This window comes from Bacillus sp. FSL M7-1020, assembly GCF_038050415.1.
Taxonomy (GTDB): Bacteria; Bacillota; Bacilli; order Bacillales; family Bacillaceae_G; genus Bacillus_A; species Bacillus_A toyonensis.
Genome location: NZ_JBBOTW010000001.1, coordinates 4,646,576 through 4,670,312, shown reverse-complemented (window position 1 = coordinate 4,670,312; position 23,737 = coordinate 4,646,576). Strand labels below are relative to the sequence as shown.

The window sequence follows — 23,737 nt, the reverse complement described above, 5'->3', positions numbered from 1 at the left end:
CAAGTAGCTGAGGTGAAGAAACATGCAAAGAGTGACAAACTGTGTGTTAATTAGAGATAATGAAGTACTCTTACTCCAAAAACCTCGCCGAAATTGGTGGGTTGCACCAGGCGGGAAGATGGAGCGTGGTGAGACAGTAAGAGATTCCGTTGTTCGCGAGTATCGTGAAGAAACAGGTATTTATTTAAAGAACCCAGCGTTAAAAGGGGTCTTCACCTTTGTCATCCAAGAAGGTGATAAAGTTGTTTCTGAATGGATGATGTTCTCCTTTTTAGCGACAGATTTTGCAGGAGAAAACAAACTAGAGAGCGAAGAAGGCATCATTGGTTGGCATACATTTGATAAGATTGATGATTTAGCAATGGCGCCAGGAGATTATCACATTATTGATTATTTAATTAAAGGGAATGGTATAATCTACGGTACATTTGTATATACCCCAGATTTTGAGCTGCTTTCATATCGATTAGATCCGAGTTAAATTGCCAAGGAGAGGATACGATGACAGAGAATAATGATATAAAAATGGTGATTATTACAGGAATGTCTGGAGCCGGAAAAACAGTAGCTTTACAAAGTTTTGAAGATTTAGGATATTTTTGTGTAGATAATTTACCGCCGATGTTATTGCCGAAGTTTATTGAGCTTATGTCGGATTCAAAAGGGAAAATGAATAAAGTAGCGCTTGGCGTTGATTTACGTGGCCGAGAGTTTTTCGAACATTTATGGGGAGCGCTTGATGATTTATCAGAACGTACATGGATTATTCCTCATATTTTATTTTTAGATGCGAAAGATAGTACGCTTGTAACTCGTTATAAAGAAACGAGACGTTCGCATCCGCTTGCGCCGACTGGTTTGCCGTTAAAGGGAATCGAAGCGGAGCGTAGTTTATTAACAGATATGAAGGCACGAGCGAATATTGTGCTTGATACATCGGATTTAAAACCGAAAGAATTACGTGAAAAAATTGTTCATTTGTTTTCTACTGAAACTGAGCAAGCATTTCGTGTAAATGTTATGTCCTTTGGATTTAAGTACGGTATTCCAATTGATGCAGATTTAGTATTTGATGTTCGTTTTTTACCAAATCCATATTACATTCCACATATGAAGCCATTAACAGGACTAGATGAAGAAGTTTCGTCGTATGTACTGAAATTTAATGAGACACATAAGTTTTTAGAGAAACTGATAGATCTCATTACTTTCATGCTGCCTCATTATAAAAGAGAAGGCAAAAGTCAACTTGTAATTGCAATTGGATGTACAGGTGGACAGCATCGTTCTGTTACGCTTACAGAGTACCTTGGGAAACATTTGAAACCAGAGTATAGCGTTCATGTATCTCATCGTGATGTGGAGAAGAGAAAGGGCCATTAGGGGATGAAAAAAGAGAGAAAACCTAAAATTGTCATCATGGGAGGAGGAACTGGACTCTCTGTTTTATTAAGAGGATTAAAGCAATATCCTGTTGATATTACAGCAGTTGTTACAATCGCTGATGATGGTGGCAGTTCAGGTAGATTACGTGATGAGCTAGAAATTCCACCCCCAGGTGACATTCGTAACGTACTTGTTGCACTGTCGGATGTAGAGCCCCTGGTGGAAGCTTTATTTCAGCATCGTTTCACAACGGGAGACGGACTGAAAGGTCATGCGTTAGGAAATCTGTTATTGGCAGGTATGACCTCGATTACAGGAGACTTTTTCCATGCAATTACAGAAACGAGTAAAGTATTAAATGTCAGAGGACGTGTATTACCAGCAGCGAATCAAAGTGCAGTACTGCATGCGGAACTAGAGGATGGAGAAATTGTAACAGGTGAATCAAAGATTCCGTATTTCGGAAAGAAGATTAACCGTGTCTTTTTAACTCCAGAAGATGTAGAGCCGTTACATGAAACGTTAGCTGAGATTAAACGAGCTGATTTACTTGTTTTCGGTCCAGGAAGTTTGTATACGAGTATATTGCCGAATTTAGTTGTTAATAAAATTGGGGACGCTGTTCTTGCTGCAAAAGCAAAGAAGGTATATGTATGTAATGTTATGACACAAGCGGGTGAAACGATGGGGTATACTGCGTTTGATCATGTGCAGGCGTTACATGATCATTTAGGGCAACCATTTATCGATACTGCAATTGTAAATAATCGTGATATTCCTTGTGAATTACGCAAGTTATATGAGGAAGAAATGTCGACACCAGTTGTAGTGGATGAAGAGCGTTTTACTGAAAATAATATTGATGTCATTCAAGATAGATTAGCGAAGTATGATGAGCGTGTTGTAAGGCATGATACGTTAAAGTTAGCTTCTATTTTATATTCACTGTTATAAATGTGCGTTACCTCGTTTTGAGGTAACGCTCCTCATTCATATAGGACAAGATTTTTGTTCCATAATAATCGTATAAGGAGGTGTTGACTGTGTCATTTGCATCGGAAACAAAGAAAGAGTTGACGAATCTTGAGGTGAAGGAATGCTGTGAGAAAGTAGAATTATCAGCATTACTTCGAATGAACGGGTCGCTTTCTTTTTCAAATCGTCGTCTATCTATCGATATTCAAACGGAAAATGCGGCAATTGCAAGAAGGATTTATACGCTTTTGAAAAAAGGATATGACGTAACGGTAGAATTACTTGTTCGTAAAAAAATGCGATTGAAGAAAAATAATGTATATATTGTGCGGCTTGTTGAGAAGTCTCGTGAAATATTAGCAGATCTCCATATTGTCCGGGACGACTTTTCATTTATTCGAAATATATCACAAGAATTAATTGAGAAGAAATGTTGTAAACGATCGTATTTACGAGGTGCATTTTTAGCAGGTGGTTCAGTAAATAACCCAGAAACATCATCTTATCATTTAGAAATCTTTTCGTTATATAAGGAACATAATGATGCTATATGTGAACTGATGAACGGATTTGATTTAAATAGTAAGACGTTGGAAAGAAGAAAAGGGTACATTACGTATTTGAAAGAAGCAGAAAAAATTACGGAATTTTTAAATATTATAGGTGCTCATAACGCACTTTTAAGATTTGAAGATATTCGAATTGTTCGTGATATGCGTAATTCAGTGAATCGACTAGTGAACTGCGAAACAGCTAATTTAAATAAAACAATTGGTGCAGCGCTAAGGCAGATTGAAAATATCCGCTATATTGATGAGTCAGTTGGTCTAGATATTTTGCCAGATAAACTAAGAGAAATTGCGCAACTACGAAGAGATTATCAAGATGTAACATTGAAAGAGTTAGGTGAGATGGTATCCGGGGGGAAAATTAGTAAATCGGGTATTAATCATCGTTTGCGTAAAATCGATGATATTGCAGAGAAATTACGCGCGGGGGAAACGATAGCAAAAAAATAAGAGGTTAAAGGGGAAATGGAGCTGTGGTTCAAAAACAGGTTAAAGTTTCATTAAAAAACGGCTTGCAAGCACGTCCGGCTGCGTTGTTTGTACAAGAGGCAAATCGCTTTCATGCAGATATCTTTATCGAGAAAGATGGAAAGACAGTAAATGCAAAGAGCATAATGGGGATTATGAGCTTAGCAATCGGAACTGGTAGCATGATAACAATTACAACAGAAGGTTCAGATGCAGAAGAGGCTTTAGAAGCATTAGCTGCATATGTACAATAAAATGGCTATCGCGCATGTGCGATAGCTTTTTTGTTTTTGCTGTTTACTTAAGGGGAGTTTGCGGGATAGGGGGTATGTAGCTGGTTTGTCCTTGTCGTAGATTGTCGGTAAATCGATATGTTGTGTCGAACCGTTGATATATTAAAAAAATCGTTGATATAATTTGAGTTTTGTTCGATATAATTGAAAAATCGTTGATATATTTAGGGGGATACCAGGATGGGTATACAGACGGAGGGCATGATAATAAAAAAGCGCCCTGTAATAGGGCGCTTCTGCTTTTAAGTGTATCCAGCTCCGGCGGCTAGCTCTTCGTGTCTAAGAACCTTCCGCATAAGAAGGCAAAAAGCGCCTTTTACGCGAAAGAACCTTAGCCAGTCAGAGCTAAACGAGCCGCTTCCGCTTTAAATCTATTAACGATTTGTAAAGATCTTATCAATTAAGCCGTATTCTAAAGCTCTTTCTGCTGTCATGAAGTTGTCGCGGTCTGTGTCGCGTTGTAGTACTTCAAGTGGTTGACCTGTGCGGTCAGCAAGAATTTGGTTTAATTTTTCACGTAAGAATAGGATACGTTTTGCAGCGATTTCGATTTCAGTCGCTTGACCTTGTGCTCCGCCAAGTGGTTGGTGAATCATTACTTCACTGTTAGGAAGAGCGAAACGTTTTCCTTTTTCACCTGCTGCAAGTAAGAATGCACCCATAGATGCAGCCATACCGATACAGATTGTTGATACTTGTGGTTTAATAAACTGCATTGTATCGTAAATTGCCATACCTGCTGTGATAGAACCACCAGGGCTATTGATGTAGATGTGAATATCTTTTTCTGGATCTTGAGATTCCAAGAATAAAAGCTGGGAAACAATTGAGTTAGCTACGTTGTCATCAATTGCACTACCAAGCATAATGATGCGGTCTTTTAATAGTCGAGAGTAAATATCGTAAGCGCGTTCTCCACGATTTGTTTGTTCAATTACTGTAGGAATTAAATTCATCTGTTATTTCCTCCTTCTAAAGCTTTCTTAGTCTTATAATACAATTATGGTCAATAAAGGTCAAACGAAACCACTTTAAATCAAAAAAATATGTAGTTGTACCATGAAATATTCGCTATGTTTTTGAAATTCCCTGCTTATGTATCTTCAACATCATAACCGAATTACATAAATTTAAACGTCATGAAAACTGTAGAAAAAAAGAAAAGAACGCCTTTTGATTGAAGCGTTCTTTCGATATTTATTCTTTTAAAAGATAGGTTACTCTATTTAAAATCTTTTCGATTTGTTTCGCGTTTTTACTATACATTTCGCTTGCTGATTTCGATTTTGTTTCTAAAGAAAATAGCTCAAGATCAGCATGACATTTTTTTAAAGATGCCAATAATAAAGGTTTGTTTTGAGGAGAAGGCATTTGGAGTTTGTCATTATAAATGTCGATAGTAAGTTGCCCGTACGAGTCAACTTGACCGAGAAAAACATTTTCAATGACAACGCCGAGCTTTTCTAATTCTGAATGTAGCCAAGCGCGGTTATGCCCGCTTGATGACAGAGGTTCATCTAGTACATTTCCATCCATAATAACAGTTTGTGGTTCCTTCTCGTTTGGTACTTTTAAACCTACGTCTTTTGCTGTAAGTGGTTGGCGATCTTTCTTTAATAATACATTTAATTCACCGCTCGGTTCTAGTACAGCAAATTCAACATCCGCTACGCTGAATGCATTTTTTCCTCGGAGTAGTTCAAGTAATTCGTCACTTGTATATTTTTCTTTCTTTAAGTTATCTTCAAGTATTTTTCCATCTTTTATTAATACGGTAGACTTCCCTTCAAAAAAATCTCGAGCTGTTTTGTTCTTTAAAGAGAGGATTCCTGTGAAAAAGGGTACCGCAGCAAAAATGAGTATCGCAAAGACGCCATGGAAAAATTTTTGATCGAGCCCTGTAGATACTTGGGCAGCGATGTCACCAATCGTCATTCCAGCTATGTATTCAAAAAAGGAAAGTTGGGAGATTTGTCTTTTCCCTAACCATTTTGTAATAGCGAATAACATGATTAATATAAAAACAGAACGGAGAATGACAAGTGTCCATTCAGGTAGGTGAGACATAGCGATTTCCTCCAGTCTGCTTAAAACCCTTTATATTGAGGTTCTTCACGTTCTAATACTGAAACTCTATCCTTAACATCAGCGATGACGCTGTCCATTTCTAACATACATTCATGAAATACGCGTTTTGATTCTTCATCCTGTGAATTTAATGAAAGGGAACTTAAACTTGCTTGAGCACCCCTTAAACTAGCAAGACAAGTTTTTACGCTAGCGATAACAGTCATGCAAACACCTCTTATCCTTTCGGTTTAAATAGTAATGCTCCAATGAAGCCGAAAATAATCGCTGCGGATACACCTGCGCTCGTTACTTTAAACATACCAGTAATTACGCCGACGATTCCATGTTTTGCAGCTTCTTCCATCGCGCCGTGAACGAGGGCATTTCCAAAACTTGTAATAGGTACAGTTGCCCCAGCTCCGGCGAAATCAATTAGTGGTTCATACAAATTGAATCCGTCTAATATAGCTCCAGCAACAACGAGTGTTGCCATTGTATGAGCTGGTGTTAGTTTGCCGACATCAAACATAAGTTGTCCAATTACACATATAAGTCCACCGATTACAAAAGCCCAGAAGAAAATCATTGCGTTGCACCTCCAAATTCAATCGAAACGGCGTGGGCGATACACGGAATCGTTTCTTCTTGTTGGAATGTAAGTGGAGATAGTAAAGCGCCTGTCGCAACGACAAGTATTTTTTTGAATTCTCCTCTTTTCATTCGGTTTAATAAGTGACCGTATACGACTGTCGCTGAACAGCCTGGACCACTTCCGCCGGCTATTACAGGTTCACCTTCTCTATAAATGAGTAGTCCGCAGTCTTGAAATTGTTCACTCGTTACTTCTGTTCCATGTTTATGTAGTAAGTCATAAGCAATTTCGCGTCCAACATGTCCGAGGTCGCCTGTTACGATTAAATCATAGTGAGATGCATCAAGATTTCTTTCTCTTAAATGAGCTTCAATTGTATCGACAGCAGCAGGGGCCATTGCACCTCCCATATTAAATGGATCAGTTAATCCCATATCAACAATGCGCCCAATTGTGGCGGAAGTTACTCTTGGGCCATGTCCTGTATCGCTTAAAATAGCTGCGCCCGCACCAGTTACTGTCCACTGGGCCGTAGGAGGTTTTTGACCACCATATTCAGTTGGATAACGAAATTGTTTTTCCACGGCAGCGTTATGGCTTGAAGCTCCAGTTAATAAATATTTTGCGCCTTTTGCATTTACGATACTTGCACCGAGCGCTAAACCTTCCATAGAAGTAGAGCAAGCGCCAAATAATCCGAGATAAGGTGTGCCAAGTGTGCGGCATGCAAAGCTAGTAGGCGTAATTTGGTTAATTAAATCTCCAGCGAGAACGAATTGAATATCATCTTTCCTAAGTCTCGCTTTTTCTGTAGCACGGCTACAAGCTTCTTCAAACAAAATTTTATGTGCTTTTTCGTAGGAATCTTGTCCGAGCCATAAATCTTCATGAAGGGTATCGAAGTCTTCAGGGATTTTTCCCTTTGCCTCAAAGGGGCCACCGATTACACCTGTTGAAATAATAACTGGCTTGTTTTCGAATACCCATGTTCGGTGTCCTTGTAACATTTATAACCCTCCCCATTGAACGAGAATCGTTTTAATAAGTGCGATGACGAAAGCGGAAAATACGCCAAATAAGATGACTGATCCTGCTAGTTTAAACATGTTACCACCAACGCCGAGAACGAATCCTTCTGTACGGTGTTCAATACATGCGGCAATAACAGAATTACCAAATCCAGTGACGGGAACTGCGGTACCAGCACCAGCAAATTGTCCAAGGCGATCGTAGACGCCAAATCCCGTAAGTAGCATGGAGATAAAAATAAGAGTTGCAACGGTAGGGTTCCCGGCAGAGCGCTCAGTGAAATCAAAATACGTAATATAAAAGGTAGAAATCAGTTGGCCTATTAGACAAATGAATCCGCCGACGAAAAAAGCTTTTATACAATTTTTTAAAACGGGGCGCTTCGGTTCGCGCTGTTGTTCGAATTTTTTATATTCTTGTTGTACAGGTGTTAAGTTTTTATCTTTACTAGACATTTGAATCCTTCCTTCTCTATTAGAAAGCTTAAATATTAGATCCCATTTCTGATTGAATGAGCTTCAATTGTTTTTTGATGCCGTCGTTACTTACTTTCTTTTTCTTAATTTTGTTTTCAAGTTCTTCTATGAGCATAAAGATCTTTTTGTCTGTACTTACATGAATATCAAAAGTAGGATTTTCATCACTTAGTTTCTTTTTTAATTTACTTCGTAAAGGTTTTAAACCAAATCTTTCGTGATGTTCAGGTTTGATGGCTATGTAAAGATCTAAATTTGTATTAACTGCGGTAGCTTCTATAATTCCCTCCATAGCAAGAGCTCTTTTCTTAGCGTCTTGCGATATAGATTGATTAAAGGATTCTGTACTCATTTTTGTTAATTTAGGACCTTTTTTCTCATCTGTTCGCTTCGCTTCTTCTTTCTTTACCTTTTTATCTAACGGGCTATTATCACATCCGGTAAGTGAACCGAATAGCAGCATAAATAACGCGGTTATGATTCCGAGTTTTCGCATTATAATCATTCCATTTCTATCTGCATTATGTAATGTGAGAAAAAGGATGATTGCATATCACCCTTTTTCTCAAATTGTGTACCATTAGATGAAATGGTACTTTCGGTTATTGCTGTGAATATTGTGGTTCTTCTTGTTGGACTTCTTCAACGCGTGGGTTTAAAGAATCAATAATAGTTTGCGTTTGCTCTGCAGCTGTTTGGAAAAGTTGCTTTGCTTGTTGGTTATCCGTATCAAGAGCGAATCCCTCTAAGCTAGCTTGTGCACTTTTTAATCCAGAAACAGTTTGCTTTAGTTTTGTAATTACAGTCATTGAATGAAGCCCCCTTTGGAATATCAATTCAAAGTTTATAATTTGTGAGTTGAGGTGAATTTATGATTGGAAAATTTAGGTGTATTACACGTGTAGATTACAATTTTGTAATGAATACGTAAGGGTAAGCGATAGTGGAAAAACTTTTTCTCATAGAATAAAGAATGTAAAGCAAGTTAAAAGGATATGTTAAGGAGAGGAAAACGGGTTTAATTGGAATTTTTATATTAGTTATTGGTGTGGCAAGCTTTTCTCATAATGAGGTGATTGATAGATATAATCCGCTTGTGAAAGAAGACTTTGTATATGTAAAAGCGAAAGAATCCGGCCGATTATCCACAGTTGGAGAGGTAGCTGGAGACTATAAATTTACTGGTTAATCCGCTTCGGGTGAAGAAAGAGATGTTAAGTTTTATGCGCCGCGTGGACTTAGAGAAGGGGCATATGTAAAGGTTAAAACAAAAGGTGAATATATTGAAACATACTAAGAAGTACAGCCAAATGAAATTCCAAAAGGGATTAAAAAGAAACTAGATAAATAAGATGGTTAAGAATTGCCTCCTAAATGTAGAAATTAGGGGGCGTTTTTATGCAGGAAAAAGCGTATGTACAATGTGTTATCAAAGAGTTTTTATTGATTTAAATGGTTTTTATTGCTATTATTATGAAGAGAAAATGAAGTATATTTTATAATCATGCGCCCATAGCTCAGTCGGATAGAGCGGTGGTTTCCGGTACCACGTCTGCCGGGGGTTCGAATCCCTCTGGGCGCGTTAAAAATCCCTAACTTACATCGTTGTAAGTTAGGGGTTTTTTTATTCATAATTGTATTGTTTGTCCCGTAAATACCAGATTGGTAAGGGTTATGAATCAGTGGATGCCGTTGAACCAGATTGCGCTTTATTCATTTTAAATAATGATAAATTCATTATATATTGCAAAGTAAAGGCTGCAAGTATAATGAAGATCGGGAAGAAGAAATAGCGATAACGAATTTGAACTTCAGTCACTAAGTAAATGAGAAAAGCACCGATAATCAGAATTTGAAAATACTTCATGTTTAAATTTTTAAATGGAGAACTGAAAAGAAAAATAAAGACAGAACCCATGCTCAGCAACATAATCGATACATAGTGTATAAAGTCTAGTTTTATAAATGAAACATCGTTGATAGTATTTCTGGCGATATCATTTATAGGGATATATGCATAAGAATCTGTTGGACTACCCCACATAATAATATTTTTTTTGTTCATAAGAGGGATAAGGTCGGTTAAATTTTCGGTTCTTTCTTTAATTAATTGTTTTTGAATTCGATTATGTTCCTCTATATCAAAATCGACAATACTTTGTCTTAATTTAGCGAAGTCCTCTAAGGAATATTGGCCGTTAGATTCTTTATTCAAGCCTATAACAAATTTCCAGCCAGAATCCGCATTGGTTATTGGGTTATGTGAAATATTAAGCATTACAGGAATATAGGCTAAAGTATATAAGATAACTAAGTATGTAGAAATAAATGTTATAGAAGAAATAAAATTCCTTTTTAAAATATTGCTGTGAAAGAATAAAAGGAAAAGCCCGGCAGCTATTAAAAATAGGATCCCAATAGGATAAATAATATTTCCTAAAGCGAATAGCAGACCACCAAAAACCATATTTATGTAATTTTTATTTTCATCGCGTGCTAATAGGTGATACGTTCCCCAAGAAAACAACATCATAGAAAGATGCTGATTTGTGAGCACAGGGACTAGTAAAAATAAGTTAATAGATGTTACGTATAAAATGAAACCAAATCGCCCGAAGGTTTCATTGTTTAATCGGTGTTTAGCTATGTGAAAAATAGCTAAACCTGTTAGCAATGTATACACAATATTTAAGAACTGTAAGGCAAAGTAACTATGTGAGGTTAATGTAAGAACAAGTGCCTCGTAAATTGTAAAGCCCAACTGAGTAGTATTCCAAAAGAAGTACTGATTATCCTTAATGGCTTTCATGTTGCCAGCGGCTAATTCTTTAGCTCCATCCAACATGTACTGAAAATCAGAAATTGGAGACGAAGGGACTAATTTAATAATTATGATAGATATCAGTAGATAAACGATGCTTATCGTATAGACGTATTTTTTTGTGCTTATATTTCTTGTTAAGAAAACGAGGGCATATATGAAAATGATGAAAGCACATATCCCAAAGATGATAAAAGGACTAAATGCCAAATCTTGTTGTTGAAAGATACTCCAACACATGATTAGCAGAATGATACATGATGCCAGGTTAACTCCTAATGAAGGTATACTTCGAAGTATTTTTTGCATGATTCATCTCCCGTTCTAATTGTTGTATATAATGGAAAATTTTACGTTATAAATTTAGTTCTTTCAATATTTATAGTTAAAGATTTGTTGTTTTCTATGAAATTTTATTGTTTTATACACGAGAAGATAGAGTTGTATTCTATCTTCTTTTTTTATTTCCCTATTGTTATATCTAGTGATAAGATTTACTATTAGTATGTGGTTCTAATTTTTGTGCACTATTATTTTCTTTCAATATTATTCAAATTTCGGTTGTAAGTTGTAAATCTCATTAATACATATAAATTAATAATATTTTGGAACGGGTGTCTGCGATAGGATTCTCCTTTTACCAAACTTATTGTACAATAGAAACAAGGGGGAGATTAGTTTGAAGGCAAGTCTTTTACAAGAACAAAGCTTACGTTTGGCAATGACACAAGAGTTAAGGCAAGCGATTACAATGCTTCAGTATAATGTACAAGAATTATCGGAGTTTTTGTATGAGCAATCGTTAGAGAATCCCCTTATTGAGTTAGGTGGTTTTGAGAGGGAGAAGAAGAAGAAGAGCTCTAACAAAAGTAAAAGTACCAGCAAACAAGTCGATAATCAGATGGAAATCTACAGTGTGGATTCCATGACGATTCAGCAACATTTATTAAATCAAATACAGTATTATAAAATAGAAGAAGAAGAGCGAAAAGTAGCTTCTTTCATTATTATGAACATGGATGGAAATGGGTATTTACAAGAAACGAATGAAGAGTTAGCAGATCTCCTTTCTGCACCGCTTCATGTAGTCGATCGCTCTGTAGAGATTGTCCAATCACTTGAGCCGGCAGGGGTAGGAGCACGTAATATTCAGGAATGTCTAATTTTACAATTGAAGCGCTTACAAAGAAGGGATGGATTAGCGGAAGATATTGTAGAGGAGCACTTTGCTTATTTCGTGAAGAAGGATTGGCGAAAGCTCGTTCATGTGCTGAAGTGTAGTAATGAAGAATTACAATCGGCGGTGAACTGTATTACATCATTGCAGCCGAAACCAGGCCTTGCGTATTCTTCGGATAAACCACTGTATATTGTGCCTGACATGGCAGTGAAAAAAGAAGGCGATCGCCTCGTTTTACAGATGAATGAGAGAAATATGCCGAGAATTGAAATTCACTCTGAGTACAGTGCACTTCTTAATAATAGTGAAAGTGAAGTAGCATCTTACGTTTCAGAAAAGTATCAGCATGTGCAATGGATTATGCGCAGTTTGAAACAGAGAAAACAAACACTTCTGCAAGTGATGACGATTATTATGGAAAAACAACGTGATTTCTTTTGGGAAGGTCCAGCGTATTTGAAGCCACTCGCTTTAAAAGAGGTGGCGGAAGAGCTAAGTGTGCATGAGTCTACGATTAGTCGTGCAACAAGAAATAAGTATGTGCAAACACCACACGGTTTATTTGAGATGAAATCGTTCTTTAGTAATGCAGTTTCGACGACAGAGGATGAGGCAGTTTCAACGAAGCGAGTGAAACAGTTTATTCAAACGCTTGTGGAAGCAGAGAACAAGAAAAAGCCACTCTCAGATCAAAAGATTTCAAAATTATTAGAAGAAGAGCATGAAATTGTTATTTCTCGAAGAACAGTGGCGAAGTATAGAGAACAAATGCATATCCCAGCTTCATCATTACGAAAAACGATCGGATAGGTGAAGAAGATGAAAGTTGTATTATATACAAAAGTAGATTGTGGTCTTTGCGTGCAGGCGAAACAAGTTTTACAAGAAGTACAATGTGAATATTCTTTTCAAATCGAGGAAATAGATATATATGAAGATAATGACTTTTTAGAAAAATATCATTTAATGATTCCGGTTGTAGAAATAGGCGGAAAACAAGTAGAATATGGTAACATTCACAAAGGTGTCATAATAAACTATATAAAGAATGCAGTTAAGAGTTGAATAAGTTTCTATCTCCTGTTACAATAATACACGTAGCAGGGATTATTTTTTTAACCTATGTGGGACACAAAATGTCACTACGGGACGTAAAGTGACCACAAAGGAAAAATGAACCAATGTAGTGAGGAGAAAAGATATGCGCTCATGGATTCAGAACACAAAAAAATTATTACCTGATCTGCTACCTGTTATGCAAACGAGAATGCAAATTCTTCAATACATTAGGCTCATGCAGCCGATTGGAAGAAGAAACTTATCAGCAAGTCTCGGTATGACAGAACGAGTATTGCGAAGTGAAGTTCAAGTTTTGAAAGAACAAAACTTAGTTCACGTCGCTTCTTCTGGAATGACTTTGACAGAAGAAGGAACAGCTTTAGTTCTTGCTTTGGAAGACTTTATGAAAGAAATTTCCGGGTTAAAGGTTTTAGAAAAGCAACTTAAGGAAACATTAGACTTGGATGAAGTTTTCGTTGTTCCTGGTGATAGTGATGAATCGCCGTGGGTCAAACTGGAGATGGGCCGTGCTTGTGTGACTTGTATAAAAGACCGTCTGACAGCGAATAATATCGTTGCTGTGGCTGGAGGAACTACGCTAGCTGCTGCTGCGGACATGATGCAACTTGATTGCAAAGATTTACATATGCTATTTGTCCCAGCACGTGGTGGAATTGGAGAAGGTGTTGAATTAGAAGCCAATACCATTTGTGCCAAGATGGCGCAAAATACGATGAGTAATTATCGCTTATTGTATGTTCCAGACCATGTTAGTAGCGAAGCATATGCGTCTATTGTGACAGAGCCCTCCGTGAAAGAAGTTCTTGAGTTGATTCGATCTTCCAATATCGTCATTCATGGAATCGGTGATGCGTTAACAATGGCACGTCGCAGAAGTACTTCGGAAGCAGATTGGTTAAAGATTCAAGCAAACGAAGCAGTTGGCGAAGCTTTCGGTTACTACTTTAATGAACAAGGAAATGTTGTTCATAAAGTAAGAACAGTTGGTATGCAACTTGAAGATTTACAAAATGTATCTCACGTTGTTGCAGTCGCTGGAGGTTCTTCAAAGGCAAAGGCAATACAAGCTGTAATAAAGCAAGGGCACACTTCAATTCTAATTACAGATGAAGGTGCAGCAAAACAATTAACAAAGGGTATTACCCTTTAATATAATCCCCCAAGGAGGAAATTCAAATGACTAAAATTGGTATTAATGGATTTGGACGTATCGGACGTAACGTATTCCGCGCAGCTCTTAACAACTCTGAGGTAGAAGTAGTAGCAATCAACGACTTAACAGATGCTAAAACATTAGCTCACCTTTTAAAATATGACACAGTTCACGGAACTTTAAATGCAGAAGTATCTGCTAACGAAAACAGCATCGTTGTTAACGGTAAAGAAATTAAAGTTATCGCTGAGCGTGACCCAGCTCAATTACCATGGAGCGACTACGGAGTAGAAGTAGTAGTAGAATCTACTGGCCGTTTCACTAAAAAATCAGACGCTGAGAAACACTTAGGTGGATCAGTTAAGAAAGTTATCATCTCAGCTCCAGCTTCTGACGAAGATATCACTGTAGTTATGGGTGTTAACCACGAACAATACGATGCAGCTAACCACAATGTAGTATCTAACGCTTCTTGTACTACAAACTGTCTAGCTCCATTCGCTAAAGTATTAAACGAAAAATTCGGCGTAAAACGCGGAATGATGACAACAATTCACTCTTACACTAACGACCAACAAATCTTAGACTTACCACACAAAGATTTACGTCGTGCTCGTGCAGCAGCTGAAAACATGATCCCAACATCTACTGGTGCTGCTAAAGCTGTAGCATTAGTATTACCAGAACTTAAAGGTAAATTAAACGGTGGCGCTGTACGTGTTCCAACTGCTAACGTTTCTCTTGTTGACTTAGTTGTTGAACTTGACAAAGAAGTAACAGTTGAAGATGTAAACGCAGCATTCAAAGCAGCAGCTGAAGGCGAATTAAAAGGTATCCTTGGATACAGCGAAGAGCCATTAGTATCTATCGACTATAACGGATGTACAGCTTCTTCTACAATCGATGCATTATCTACAATGGTAATGGAAGGTAACATGGTTAAAGTACTTTCTTGGTACGATAACGAAACTGGTTACTCTAACCGCGTAGTAGACCTAGCTGCATACATGACTTCTAAAGGTCTTTAATTCTTAAGTATATAAGCAATCAATGACAAAACGAGGGAGAGGGTTTGTTCCCTCTCTCTCTTCTTTCGTTTTAGAAGCAAATGTGTTAAGCTTTTGAATGGGTTTTGTCAATCCTAACTAGTAGTCGGAGGGAAATCCAATGAACAAAAAATCAATTCGTGACGTAGATTTAAAAGGTAAGCGTGTATTTTGCCGCGTTGATTTCAACGTACCTATGAAAGAAGGTAAAATTACAGATGAAACTCGTATCCGTGCAGCTCTTCCTACAATTCAATATTTAGTAGAGCAAGGTGCGAAAGTTATTTTAGCAAGCCACTTAGGCCGTCCAAAAGGTCAAGCAGTAGAAGAATTACGTCTTACTCCAGTAGCAGCACGTTTAGGCGAGCTTCTTGGTAAAGATGTTAAAAAAGCAGACGAAGCATTCGGACCAGTTGCACAAGAAATGGTTGCAGCAATGAACGAAGGCGACGTATTAGTTCTTGAAAACGTACGTTTCTATGCGGGCGAAGAAAAGAACGATGCAGAACTTGCGAAAGAATTTGCAGCTCTTGCTGACATCTTCGTAAACGATGCATTCGGTGCAGCTCACCGTGCTCACGCTTCTACAGCAGGAATCGCAGACTACCTACCAGCAGTATCTGGTTTATTAATGGAAAAAGAGTTAGATGTACTTGGTAAAGCACTTTCTAACCCAGAACGTCCATTCACAGCTATCATTGGTGGTGCGAAAGTAAAAGATAAAATCGGTGTAATTCGTCATCTATTAGACAAAGTAGATAACTTAATCATCGGTGGCGGACTTGCTTACACATTCGTTAAAGCTTTAGGTCATGAAATTGGTCTATCTCTATGTGAAGACGACAAGATTGAACTAGCTAAAGAATTTATGCAACTTGCAAAAGAAAAAGGCGTAAACTTCTACATGCCAGTTGATGTTGTAATCACAGAGGAATTCTCTGAAACTGCAACAACTCAAATCGTTGGTATCGACTCTATTCCTTCTACATGGGAAGGTGTGGACATCGGTCCTAAAACACGTGAAATTTATGCAGATGTAATTAAAAACTCTAAGCTTGTTGTATGGAATGGACCAATGGGTGTATTCGAAATGACTCCATTCGCAGAAGGTACAAAAGCAGTAGGACAAGCATTAGCAGATGCAGAAGATACATACTCTGTTATCGGCGGTGGTGACTCTGCAGCAGCTGTTGAAAAATTCGGTATGGCTGATAAAATGAGCCACATTTCTACTGGCGGCGGTGCGTCATTAGAATTCATGGAAGGTAAAGAGCTTCCAGGTGTAGTTTGTCTTAACGACAAATAAGTAGCAGCCAAAGAAAAAGGACGGTGCAAAGCATGCGTAAACCAATTATCGCAGGTAACTGGAAAATGAATAAAACTCTATCTGAAGCAGTTAGCTTCGTAGAGGAAGTTAAAGGTCAAATCCCAGCAGCTTCAGCTGTTGATGCAGTAGTTTGCTCTCCAGCTCTATTCTTAGAGCGCTTAGTAGCAGCAACTGAAGGAACTGACTTACAAGTAGGTGCACAAAACATGCACTTCGAAAAAAATGGTGCATTCACTGGCGAAATTAGCCCAGTAGCACTTAGCGACTTAAAAGTAGGCTACGTAGTACTTGGCCACTCTGAGCGTCGTGAAATGTTTGCTGAAACAGACGAATCAGTAAACAAAAAGACTCTTGCAGCATTTGAACATGGTTTAACACCAATCGTATGTTGTGGTGAGACTTTAGAAGAGCGCGAAAGCGGAAAAACATTTGATCTAGTAGCAGGTCAAGTGACAAAAGCACTTGCAGGTTTAACAGAAGAGCAAGTTAAAGCAACTGTTATCGCTTATGAGCCAATATGGGCTATCGGTACAGGTAAATCATCTTCTTCTGCAGATGCAAACGAAGTATGTGCGCACATCCGTAAAGTTGTTGCAGAAGCTGTTTCTCCAGAAGCTGCAGAAGCTGTTCGTATTCAATACGGCGGTAGCGTAAAACCAGAAAACATTAAAGAGTATATGGCACAATCTGACATCGACGGCGCTTTAGTTGGCGGTGCTAGCTTAGAGCCTGCTTCGTTCTTAGGTCTTCTGGGGGCGGTAAAATGAGAAAGCCAACAGCTTTAATCATTCTTGACGGTTTCGGACTTCGTGAAGAAACTCATGGGAATGCTGTAGCACAAGCTAAGAAACCTAATTTTGATGGTTACTGGAACAAATTCCCTCATACAACGCTTACAGCTTGTGGTGAGGAAGTAGGTCTTCCAGAAGGTCAAATGGGTAACTCTGAGGTTGGTCACTTAAATATCGGTGCTGGCCGCATCGTATACCAAAGCTTAACACGCGTAAACGTTGCAATTCGTGAAGGTGAGTTCGATCAGAACGAAACATTCCAAAATGCAATTAAAAGCGTGAAAGAAAAAGGTACTGCTCTTCATTTATTCGGTTTACTTTCTGACGGTGGTGTGCACAGTCACATGAACCATATGTTTGCTCTTCTTCGCTTAGCAGCAAAAGAAGGCGTGGAGAAAGTTTATATCCATGCGTTCTTAGATGGCCGCGATGTTGGACCACAAACAGCAAAAGGTTATATCGATGCAACAAATGAAGTAATTAAAGAAACAGGTGTAGGACAATTCGCGACTATCTCTGGTCGTTATTACTCCATGGACCGTGACAAGCGTTGGGATCGCGTAGAAAAATGTTACAGTGCTATGGTGAATGGTGAAGGCCCTACTTATAAATCAGCAGAAGAGTGTGTAGAAGACTCTTATGCGAACGGTATCTATGATGAATTCGTATTGCCGTCTGTAATTGTTAACGAAGATAACACGCCAGTTGCAACAATCAATGATGATGATGCAGTTATTTTCTATAACTTCCGTCCAGACCGTGCAATTCAAATTGCTCGTGTATTTACAAACGAAGACTTCCGTGAGTTCGATCGTGGTGAAAAAGTACCTCACATTCCTGAATTCGTTTGTATGACACACTTCAGTGAAACTGTAGATGGTTACGTGGCATTTAAGCCAATGAACCTTGATAACACTTTAGGTGAAGTTGTTGCGCAAGCGGGATTAAAGCAACTTCGCATCGCGGAAACTGAAAAGTATCCGCACGTTACATTCTTCTTTAGCGGTGGTCGTGAGGCTGAATTCCCAGGAGAAGAGCGTATCTTAATTAACTCACCAAAGGTTGCAACGTATGATTTGAAACCTGAAATGAGCATTTACGAAGTAACGGACGCTTTAGTAAATGAAATCGAAAATGATAAACATGATGTTATCATTCTTAACTTTGCGAACTGTGATATGGTTGGCCATTCTGGGATGATGGAACCAACAATTAAAGCAGTAGAAGCAACTGACGAATGTTTAGGAAAAGTTGTAGAAGCGATTCTTGCAAAAGATGGTGTAGCACTTATTACTGCTGACCATGGTAATGCTGATCAGGAGTTAACTGCTGATGGCGGGCCTATGACAGCTCATACAACTAACCCGGTTCCTTTCATCGTTACAAAAAATGATGTAGAGCTTCGTGAAGGTGGTATTTTAGGAGATATCGCCCCAACAATGCTTACACTTTTAAATGTGGAACAACCGAAAGAAATGACAGGTAAAACAATTATTAAATAATTTGCTTATATAAAAAGGAGAGAATTTATTATGTCAACAATTATTGATGTTTATGCTCGCGAAGTCCTTGACTCTCGTGGTAACCCAACTGTAGAAGTAGAAGTTTACACAGAAAGCGGCGCTTTCGGACGCGCTATCGTACCAAGTGGTGCATCTACTGGTGAGCACGAAGCAGTAGAATTACGTGACGGTGACAAATCTCGTTACCTTGGTAAAGGTGTTATTAACGCAGTAAACAACGTTAACGAAATTATCGCTCCAGAAATCGCTGGTTTCGATGTAACTGACCAAGCTGGTATCGACCGTGCTATGATCGAATTAGATGGCACTCCAAACAAAGGTAAACTAGGCGCTAACGCTATCCTTGGTGTATCTATGGCAGTAGCTCATGCAGCAGCTGACTTCGTAGGTCTTCCATTATACCGTTACCTTGGTGGATTCAATGCAAAACAATTACCAACTCCAATGATGAACATCATCAACGGTGGTTCTCACGCTGATAACAACGTAGACTTCCAAGAGTTCATGATCTTACCAGTTGGTGCTCCAACATTCAAAGAATCAATCCGTATGGGTGCTGAAGTATTCCATGCACTTAAAGCTGTATTACATGACAAAGGTCTTAATACTGCAGTAGGTGACGAAGGTGGATTCGCTCCAAACCTTGGTTCTAACCGTGAAGCTCTAGAAGTAATCATCGAAGCTATCGAAAAAGCTGGTTACAAAGCTGGCGAGAACGTATTCTTAGGAATGGACGTTGCTTCTTCTGAGTTCTACAACAAAGAAACTGGTAAATATGACCTTGCAGGCGAAGGCCGTACTGGCTTAACTTCTGCAGAAATGGTTGATTTCTACGAAGAGCTTTGCAAAGACTTCCCAATCATCTCTATCGAAGATGGTTTAGACGAAAACGACTGGGATGGTCACAAATTATTAACTGAGCGTATCGGTGATAAAGTACAATTAGTTGGTGACGATTTATTCGTAACTAACACTCAAAAACTTGCTGAAGGTATCGAAAAAGGTATCTCTAACTCAATCTTAATTAAAGTTAACCAAATCGGTACTTTAACTGAGACTTTCGAAGCTATCGAAATGGCTAAACGTGCTGGTTACACAGCAGTTGTATCTCACCGTTCTGGTGAAACTGAAGATGCTACAATCGCTGACATCGCAGTTGCAACTAACGCTGGCCAAATCAAAACTGGTTCTATGAGCCGTACTGACCGTATTGCTAAGTACAACCAATTATTACGCATCGAAGACGAATTAGGCGAAATCGCTGTTTACGATGGCATCAAATCTTTCTATAACATCAAACGATAATTGTAGAAAATAAACGACAGACCGTGAGAAATCACGGTCTGTTTTTTTATGCTAAAATTGTTCGCCCGTCATAAGTGACATGAAATGTTTGAAGAAGCGATTATAATCAAAATCAATTGCTATTTGATGACTCGGCCAATCAATAAATGGTTTAGATTCTCCTAAAGAGCGAAATTCTCCAATACTTGCCCCCTGTGCATAAGATTCTGTCATGACAACGATAGGTGATTTGTGATATGTAAACATAGCGTTATCAAGTAAAGCGAGTATTGGTATTGTGTCATGGAAGGGGCTGCCCTTTAAATGTGGTAGGGCGTCTTTATAATATCCGTAGTAATAGTGATCGAATAACGGTTTGACAAGTGGAGCTTTTCCTTTTGCCTCGATGTATTCGGCCATTTCTGGTGTAATGATGGAGTATTGGGTGACGTTTAATGGGTATATGTACATGTTAGCTGCGGATTGAAGGACTATATTAGCGGCAGTAGGATCGCCATAAAAGTTTGCTTCGGAAATAGGGGTAACATTACCAGGATGGAGAAAAGCACCGCCCATTACGTAGAAAGATTTAATTTGCTCCATTAATTGTTTACATACGATAAATAAAATTGCTAGGGAGGTAAGCCTTCCTAAACTTACGATGATTAATTCATCTTTATACTGTTCAATAAGAGGAATAACTTCAAAAAAATTCTCCATTTCTTCGTTAGTCACATTCTCCTTTGGAATAATTGGGCCGAGTCCCTGTTTCCCGTGTACATCTGTAAAAAAAGCAGGAGGGGCACCAGTAATTGGCCGTTCTGATCCACCAAAGATTTTGATATTTCTACCCTCTACTTCGTTTGTAAGAAAATGAGCATTTTCTACGGCCATTTTTTTTGGAACATTGCCGTAATCAGCAACGATACCGACTATTTCTATTTCATCGATAAAGAATGCTAAGAGGAGAGCCATCGTATCATCAATCCCAGGATCACAAAAAATGAGAACTTTTTTGGGCATATGTTCACCACCTATCTTGTTTATCCCGTACAAACTTGCTTGGTGAGGGCTAATAATCAATAGGGATGAGGACACCCTCATTGATTAAAGTTTCACTTTATATATATGTAAGTTTAAGGATAAAAAGATTATTTTATTGAAATAATAGTATCGTAAATTCAGAAAATAAAAACTTTTTATATTAGGTCAATGTTTTTGACGTAATTTTTGTTTGGAAATGCAGTCATATCAAGGTTGTAAGCGTATAACATAGGCTGTTTTTGCTGTCAAGTTGATAAATTGCAGCTTTTTACAATTTATACTATGATAAAGATATTAACAGAAGATCGTATAAACATGAGGGATGATGAACATGAAATTTACAAAGATCCTTGTCCAAATTGCTGCTCTTTATGTGTTTTATATGGTTGGAACTTGGGTGCAAGAAATGTTGAATATTCCAATTCCAGGAAGCTTGATTGGGATGTTTCTTTTACTTTTTTTACTTAGCCTAAAAGTACTTCCAGTGAAATGGTTTGATTTAGGAGCGGAAACACTCGTCGCTATTATGCCGTTTTTATTAATTCCGCCAACGCTTGGCTTAATGAATTACGGTGCTTTTTTTATGAGTAAAGGAATTTCTCTTTTCATTACAGTTGTAGCGAGTACGTTTTTAATTATCATTGTCGCAGGACATACAGGGCAATATCTTGCGAATAGAAAGGAAAGGGAGTCGTGATGAGTCAAATATTAATCGGAATCGGTTGGGTTCTTTTTACGGTGCTATTATATCAATTATCTAAAAAAATCTATCAATTATTTCCAACACCATTTACTATTCCAATGCTTGTAGCGACAGGATTAATGGCTTTCTTATTTATTGTGCTTGATATACCATATCAACATTATATGGAAAGTGGTGGTGGCTGGATTGCGAAGTTACTTGGACCAGGTGTTGTAGCATTTGCAATCCCGCTTTACAAACAACGTCATGTGCTGCAAAAATATGTTGTACCGATTGCGGGCGGAGTATTAGTAGGTACAACAGTTGCGATTGCGAGTGATTTTGCTATTGCCTCACTTATGGGAACAGATAAAAGTTTAATTTTATCTTCATTACCAAAATCAGTGACAATGCCGGTTGCGATGAGCGTTTCTGAACAAGTTGGTGGTGTTCCATCCTTAACAGCGGCATTCGTAGTTATCGCAGGTATTACTGGAACGATTACAGGTCCAATTTTATTAAAATGGAGCCGCGTTACAAACTCGGTTGGTAAAGGTATCGGATTTGGATGTGCTTCTCATATTATGGGTGTTATGAGAGCAATGAAAAATAACGAACATGAAGGTGTTATTGGATCGGTAACAATGACATTAACAGCAATTTTGACATGTTTGCTCGGACCGTTATTTGCAATGATGTTTATGTAATAGAAGAAAAGCGAGAGCGACTCTATAGCTCTCGCTTTTCTATAGGATTTATGCTACAGTTAAAATAACTGAATCTTTGTAGGAGGTACGCCAAGTGCATACGTTATTATCCGTTTTACTTATTATTGTATCGATTTTAATGATTGTTATGGTACTTATGCAGTCTAGTAATAGCTCAGGCCTTTCAGGTGCAATTTCCGGCGGTGCAGAGCAATTATTTGGTAAGCAAAAAGCACGTGGAATTGAAGCGGTATTAAACCGTATTACAATTGTTTTAGCTGTATTGTTCTTTGTATTAACAATTGCTGTTACGTACTTAAACTTATAGAATTGAAAGAAGAAGCGTTAGTAGTTTGTACTAATGGTTCTTCTTTTTTTATTTTGTTATTTGAAAAAAGTTTCTAATTAGATTATAGAAATATAAATATGGTACACTAAGATATAGAAAGAATACGACTAGATTACAGAAGAGAAAGAGGAGAAGTACATGATGAAATTAGCATCTCCGAAACCATTTACATTTGAGGGTGGAGACCGCGCTGTTTTATTACTACATGGATTCACAGGAAACTCAGCTGATGTACGTATGTTAGGGCGTTTCTTAGAAAAGAAAGGCTATACTTGTCATGCGCCAATTTATAAAGGACACGGCGTACCACCAGAAGAACTTGTTCATACAGGTCCTACAGATTGGTGGCAAGATGTAACGGAGGCATATCAGCTTTTAAAAGATAAAGGCTTTGAGAAAATTGCTGTCGTTGGTTTGTCACTAGGCGGAGTATTTTCTCTGAAATTAGCATATACAATCCCTGTTTTAGGTGTGGTACCAATGTGTGCACCGATGTATATTAAGAGTGAAGAAACAATGTACCAAGGTATATTGGCATATGCTCGCGAATATAAAAAGCGTGAGCAAAAATCACCAGAGCAAATTGAACAAGAAATGTTGGAATTCCAACAGACACCGATGAATACATTAAAAGCATTACAAGAGCTAATTGCTGATGTACGTAATAATGTTGATATGATTTATGCACCGACGTTTGTTGTACAAGCGCGTCATGATGAAATGATTAATACGGATAGTGCTAACATTATTTATAACGGTGTAGAATCAACGTTAAAGGACATTAAATGGTATGAAGACTCTACGCATGTCATTACACTTGATAAGCAACGTGACGAGCTACATGAGGATGTATATAACTTCTTGGAGCAACTAGATTGGTAAGATCTAGTTG

General features: G+C 38.1%; 28 protein-coding genes, 1 tRNA gene and 1 pseudogene. 20 read left to right on the top strand and 10 right to left on the bottom strand.

Annotation, left to right across the window (positions count from 1 at the left end):
* Positions 1-22 precede the first annotated feature (22 nt).
* From MHB70_RS24170 to MHB70_RS24150, 5 genes are all read left to right on the top strand, one after another.
* Positions 23-481, top strand: a complete 459-nt coding sequence (locus MHB70_RS24170; RefSeq protein ID WP_001190080.1) for an NUDIX hydrolase — start codon at positions 23-25, stop codon at positions 479-481.
* Between the two features lie 20 nt (positions 482-501).
* The gene (gene rapZ, locus MHB70_RS24165; protein ID WP_000138467.1) at positions 502-1,383 is read left to right on the top strand and encodes an RNase adapter RapZ; all 882 of its coding nucleotides are present in this window, start codon (positions 502-504) and stop codon (positions 1,381-1,383) included.
* 3 nt (positions 1,384-1,386) lie between these two features.
* A complete protein-coding gene (locus MHB70_RS24160) occupies positions 1,387-2,340 on the top strand; it encodes a gluconeogenesis factor YvcK family protein (protein ID WP_000712174.1) in 954 nt (317 codons plus the stop codon).
* Positions 2,341-2,429: 89 nt separating this feature from the next.
* Complete coding sequence (gene whiA / locus MHB70_RS24155; RefSeq protein ID WP_000006570.1) at positions 2,430-3,380, top strand: DNA-binding protein WhiA; 951 nt, start codon at positions 2,430-2,432, stop codon at positions 3,378-3,380.
* 23 nt (positions 3,381-3,403) lie between these two features.
* Complete coding sequence (locus MHB70_RS24150; protein WP_000250298.1) at positions 3,404-3,652, top strand: HPr family phosphocarrier protein; 249 nt, start codon at positions 3,404-3,406, stop codon at positions 3,650-3,652.
* A 413-nt stretch (positions 3,653-4,065) separates the two neighbouring features.
* On the opposite strand, the gene clpP is transcribed toward MHB70_RS24150, so the two are convergent.
* The 8 genes from clpP to MHB70_RS24110 form a co-directional block, all read right to left on the bottom strand.
* On the bottom strand, positions 4,066-4,647 hold the full coding sequence (gene clpP, locus MHB70_RS24145; protein WP_001049156.1) for an ATP-dependent Clp endopeptidase proteolytic subunit ClpP: 582 nt from the start codon (positions 4,645-4,647) through the stop codon (positions 4,066-4,068).
* A gap of 241 nt (positions 4,648-4,888) precedes the next feature.
* Positions 4,889-5,758, bottom strand: coding sequence for a DUF421 domain-containing protein (locus tag MHB70_RS24140; protein ID WP_000018941.1), 870 nt, complete (start codon positions 5,756-5,758; stop codon positions 4,889-4,891).
* A 20-nt stretch (positions 5,759-5,778) separates the two neighbouring features.
* The gene (locus tag MHB70_RS24135; protein WP_000215895.1) at positions 5,779-5,985 is read right to left on the bottom strand and encodes a DUF1657 domain-containing protein; all 207 of its coding nucleotides are present in this window, start codon (positions 5,983-5,985) and stop codon (positions 5,779-5,781) included.
* Between the two features lie 11 nt (positions 5,986-5,996).
* Positions 5,997-6,347, bottom strand: coding sequence for a stage V sporulation protein AE (gene spoVAE, locus MHB70_RS24130; protein WP_000575919.1), 351 nt, complete (start codon positions 6,345-6,347; stop codon positions 5,997-5,999).
* Positions 6,344-7,360 (bottom strand): stage V sporulation protein AD, encoded by a 1,017-nt coding sequence (gene spoVAD, locus MHB70_RS24125; protein WP_061530591.1) that lies wholly within the window; start codon positions 7,358-7,360, stop codon positions 6,344-6,346. Before spoVAD ends, spoVAE begins: the two co-directional genes overlap by 4 nt.
* Positions 7,361-7,837 carry a stage V sporulation protein AC gene (gene spoVAC, locus MHB70_RS24120; protein WP_000095411.1) on the bottom strand — a complete coding sequence of 159 codons (477 nt, stop codon included), beginning with the start codon at positions 7,835-7,837 and terminating at the stop codon, positions 7,361-7,363. It abuts the gene before it with no gap.
* A 28-nt stretch (positions 7,838-7,865) separates the two neighbouring features.
* On the bottom strand, positions 7,866-8,354 hold the full coding sequence (locus tag MHB70_RS24115) for a YhcN/YlaJ family sporulation lipoprotein (RefSeq protein WP_001228529.1): 489 nt from the start codon (positions 8,352-8,354) through the stop codon (positions 7,866-7,868).
* Between the two features lie 106 nt (positions 8,355-8,460).
* Positions 8,461-8,667, bottom strand: a complete 207-nt coding sequence (locus tag MHB70_RS24110) for a DUF1657 domain-containing protein (RefSeq protein ID WP_000216160.1) — start codon at positions 8,665-8,667, stop codon at positions 8,461-8,463.
* A gap of 212 nt (positions 8,668-8,879) precedes the next feature.
* Here MHB70_RS24110 and MHB70_RS24105 point away from each other — a divergent pair, with 212 nt between their 5' ends.
* The 3 genes and pseudogenes from MHB70_RS24105 (at position 8,880) to MHB70_RS24095 (ending at position 9,440) form a co-directional block, all read left to right on the top strand.
* Positions 8,880-9,047, top strand: coding sequence for an ABC transporter ATP-binding protein (locus tag MHB70_RS24105; protein WP_306472767.1), 168 nt, complete (start codon positions 8,880-8,882; stop codon positions 9,045-9,047).
* 15 nt (positions 9,048-9,062) lie between these two features.
* A pseudogene (locus MHB70_RS24100) lies at positions 9,063-9,155 on the top strand (YxeA family protein); the annotation flags it as partial.
* 209 nt (positions 9,156-9,364) lie between these two features.
* Positions 9,365-9,440, top strand: a tRNA-Arg gene (locus tag MHB70_RS24095).
* 90 nt (positions 9,441-9,530) lie between these two features.
* Here MHB70_RS24095 and MHB70_RS24090 read toward each other — a convergent pair.
* Positions 9,531-10,988, bottom strand: coding sequence for a glycosyltransferase family 39 protein (locus tag MHB70_RS24090; protein WP_061530590.1), 1,458 nt, complete (start codon positions 10,986-10,988; stop codon positions 9,531-9,533).
* A 370-nt stretch (positions 10,989-11,358) separates the two neighbouring features.
* Between MHB70_RS24090 and rpoN the strand changes: the two genes are divergently transcribed.
* The 8 genes from rpoN to eno all read left to right on the top strand — a co-directional run bounded on the left by rpoN (position 11,359) and on the right by eno (position 20,084).
* Complete coding sequence (gene rpoN / locus MHB70_RS24085) at positions 11,359-12,669, top strand: RNA polymerase factor sigma-54 (protein WP_061530589.1); 1,311 nt, start codon at positions 11,359-11,361, stop codon at positions 12,667-12,669.
* A 9-nt stretch (positions 12,670-12,678) separates the two neighbouring features.
* On the top strand, positions 12,679-12,924 hold the full coding sequence (locus MHB70_RS24080; RefSeq protein WP_000869743.1) for a glutaredoxin family protein: 246 nt from the start codon (positions 12,679-12,681) through the stop codon (positions 12,922-12,924).
* A gap of 136 nt (positions 12,925-13,060) precedes the next feature.
* A complete protein-coding gene (cggR, locus tag MHB70_RS24075) occupies positions 13,061-14,089 on the top strand; it encodes a gapA transcriptional regulator CggR (protein ID WP_001258184.1) in 1,029 nt (342 codons plus the stop codon).
* Positions 14,090-14,115: 26 nt separating this feature from the next.
* On the top strand, positions 14,116-15,120 hold the full coding sequence (gap, locus tag MHB70_RS24070; protein WP_000161234.1) for a type I glyceraldehyde-3-phosphate dehydrogenase: 1,005 nt from the start codon (positions 14,116-14,118) through the stop codon (positions 15,118-15,120).
* Between the two features lie 139 nt (positions 15,121-15,259).
* On the top strand, positions 15,260-16,444 hold the full coding sequence (locus MHB70_RS24065; RefSeq protein ID WP_001036333.1) for a phosphoglycerate kinase: 1,185 nt from the start codon (positions 15,260-15,262) through the stop codon (positions 16,442-16,444).
* Between the two features lie 32 nt (positions 16,445-16,476).
* Positions 16,477-17,232, top strand: coding sequence for a triose-phosphate isomerase (gene tpiA, locus MHB70_RS24060; protein ID WP_001231042.1), 756 nt, complete (start codon positions 16,477-16,479; stop codon positions 17,230-17,232).
* On the top strand, positions 17,229-18,758 hold the full coding sequence (gene gpmI, locus MHB70_RS24055) for a 2,3-bisphosphoglycerate-independent phosphoglycerate mutase (RefSeq protein ID WP_001231145.1): 1,530 nt from the start codon (positions 17,229-17,231) through the stop codon (positions 18,756-18,758). Before tpiA ends, gpmI begins: the two co-directional genes overlap by 4 nt.
* A 30-nt stretch (positions 18,759-18,788) precedes the next feature.
* Complete coding sequence (gene eno, locus MHB70_RS24050; protein ID WP_000103945.1) at positions 18,789-20,084, top strand: phosphopyruvate hydratase; 1,296 nt, start codon at positions 18,789-18,791, stop codon at positions 20,082-20,084.
* 51 nt (positions 20,085-20,135) lie between these two features.
* On the opposite strand, the gene MHB70_RS24045 is transcribed toward eno, so the two are convergent.
* Positions 20,136-21,086 carry a nucleoside hydrolase gene (locus tag MHB70_RS24045; RefSeq protein WP_001125059.1) on the bottom strand — a complete coding sequence of 317 codons (951 nt, stop codon included), beginning with the start codon at positions 21,084-21,086 and terminating at the stop codon, positions 20,136-20,138.
* Between the two features lie 352 nt (positions 21,087-21,438).
* Here MHB70_RS24045 and MHB70_RS24040 point away from each other — a divergent pair, with 352 nt between their 5' ends.
* From MHB70_RS24040 to estA, 4 genes are all read left to right on the top strand, one after another.
* Complete coding sequence (locus MHB70_RS24040) at positions 21,439-21,804, top strand: CidA/LrgA family holin-like protein (protein WP_000673219.1); 366 nt, start codon at positions 21,439-21,441, stop codon at positions 21,802-21,804.
* Positions 21,804-22,496 carry an LrgB family protein gene (locus tag MHB70_RS24035; protein ID WP_000078307.1) on the top strand — a complete coding sequence of 231 codons (693 nt, stop codon included), beginning with the start codon at positions 21,804-21,806 and terminating at the stop codon, positions 22,494-22,496. Before MHB70_RS24040 ends, MHB70_RS24035 begins: the two co-directional genes overlap by 1 nt.
* A 94-nt stretch (positions 22,497-22,590) precedes the next feature.
* A complete protein-coding gene (gene secG / locus MHB70_RS24030; protein ID WP_000557263.1) occupies positions 22,591-22,824 on the top strand; it encodes a preprotein translocase subunit SecG in 234 nt (77 codons plus the stop codon).
* Between the two features lie 162 nt (positions 22,825-22,986).
* A complete protein-coding gene (gene estA / locus MHB70_RS24025) occupies positions 22,987-23,727 on the top strand; it encodes a carboxylesterase (protein ID WP_000761983.1) in 741 nt (246 codons plus the stop codon).
* The last annotated feature ends 10 nt before the right edge of the window (positions 23,728-23,737 follow it).

What these genes read in the sequence shown, in the direction of transcription:
- eno (WP_000103945.1), top strand. Translation starts at nt 18,789, where the DNA reads ATGTCAACAATTATTGATGTTTATGCTCGCGAAGTCCTTGACTCTCGT.
- gpmI (WP_001231145.1), top strand. Translation starts at nt 17,229, where the DNA reads ATGAGAAAGCCAACAGCTTTAATCATTCTTGACGGTTTCGGACTTCGT.
- MHB70_RS24045 (WP_001125059.1), bottom strand. Translation starts at nt 21,086, where the DNA reads ATGCCCAAAAAAGTTCTCATTTTTTGTGATCCTGGGATTGATGATACG.
- tpiA (WP_001231042.1), top strand. Translation starts at nt 16,477, where the DNA reads ATGCGTAAACCAATTATCGCAGGTAACTGGAAAATGAATAAAACTCTA.
- MHB70_RS24035 (WP_000078307.1), top strand. Translation starts at nt 21,804, where the DNA reads ATGAGTCAAATATTAATCGGAATCGGTTGGGTTCTTTTTACGGTGCTA.
- MHB70_RS24040 (WP_000673219.1), top strand. Translation starts at nt 21,439, where the DNA reads ATGAAATTTACAAAGATCCTTGTCCAAATTGCTGCTCTTTATGTGTTT.
- MHB70_RS24080 (WP_000869743.1), top strand. Translation starts at nt 12,679, where the DNA reads ATGAAAGTTGTATTATATACAAAAGTAGATTGTGGTCTTTGCGTGCAG.
- MHB70_RS24065 (WP_001036333.1), top strand. Translation starts at nt 15,260, where the DNA reads ATGAACAAAAAATCAATTCGTGACGTAGATTTAAAAGGTAAGCGTGTA.
- MHB70_RS24160 (WP_000712174.1), top strand. Translation starts at nt 1,387, where the DNA reads ATGAAAAAAGAGAGAAAACCTAAAATTGTCATCATGGGAGGAGGAACT.
- spoVAE (WP_000575919.1), bottom strand. Translation starts at nt 6,347, where the DNA reads ATGATTTTCTTCTGGGCTTTTGTAATCGGTGGACTTATATGTGTAATT.
- rapZ (WP_000138467.1), top strand. Translation starts at nt 502, where the DNA reads ATGACAGAGAATAATGATATAAAAATGGTGATTATTACAGGAATGTCT.
- MHB70_RS24115 (WP_001228529.1), bottom strand. Translation starts at nt 8,354, where the DNA reads ATGCGAAAACTCGGAATCATAACCGCGTTATTTATGCTGCTATTCGGT.
- MHB70_RS24170 (WP_001190080.1), top strand. Translation starts at nt 23, where the DNA reads ATGCAAAGAGTGACAAACTGTGTGTTAATTAGAGATAATGAAGTACTC.
- spoVAD (WP_061530591.1), bottom strand. Translation starts at nt 7,360, where the DNA reads ATGTTACAAGGACACCGAACATGGGTATTCGAAAACAAGCCAGTTATT.
- spoVAC (WP_000095411.1), bottom strand. Translation starts at nt 7,837, where the DNA reads ATGTCTAGTAAAGATAAAAACTTAACACCTGTACAACAAGAATATAAA.
- cggR (WP_001258184.1), top strand. Translation starts at nt 13,061, where the DNA reads ATGCGCTCATGGATTCAGAACACAAAAAAATTATTACCTGATCTGCTA.
- MHB70_RS24135 (WP_000215895.1), bottom strand. Translation starts at nt 5,985, where the DNA reads ATGACTGTTATCGCTAGCGTAAAAACTTGTCTTGCTAGTTTAAGGGGT.
- gap (WP_000161234.1), top strand. Translation starts at nt 14,116, where the DNA reads ATGACTAAAATTGGTATTAATGGATTTGGACGTATCGGACGTAACGTA.
- clpP (WP_001049156.1), bottom strand. Translation starts at nt 4,647, where the DNA reads ATGAATTTAATTCCTACAGTAATTGAACAAACAAATCGTGGAGAACGC.
- MHB70_RS24090 (WP_061530590.1), bottom strand. Translation starts at nt 10,988, where the DNA reads ATGCAAAAAATACTTCGAAGTATACCTTCATTAGGAGTTAACCTGGCA.
- estA (WP_000761983.1), top strand. Translation starts at nt 22,987, where the DNA reads ATGAAATTAGCATCTCCGAAACCATTTACATTTGAGGGTGGAGACCGC.
- MHB70_RS24140 (WP_000018941.1), bottom strand. Translation starts at nt 5,758, where the DNA reads ATGTCTCACCTACCTGAATGGACACTTGTCATTCTCCGTTCTGTTTTT.
- MHB70_RS24110 (WP_000216160.1), bottom strand. Translation starts at nt 8,667, where the DNA reads ATGACTGTAATTACAAAACTAAAGCAAACTGTTTCTGGATTAAAAAGT.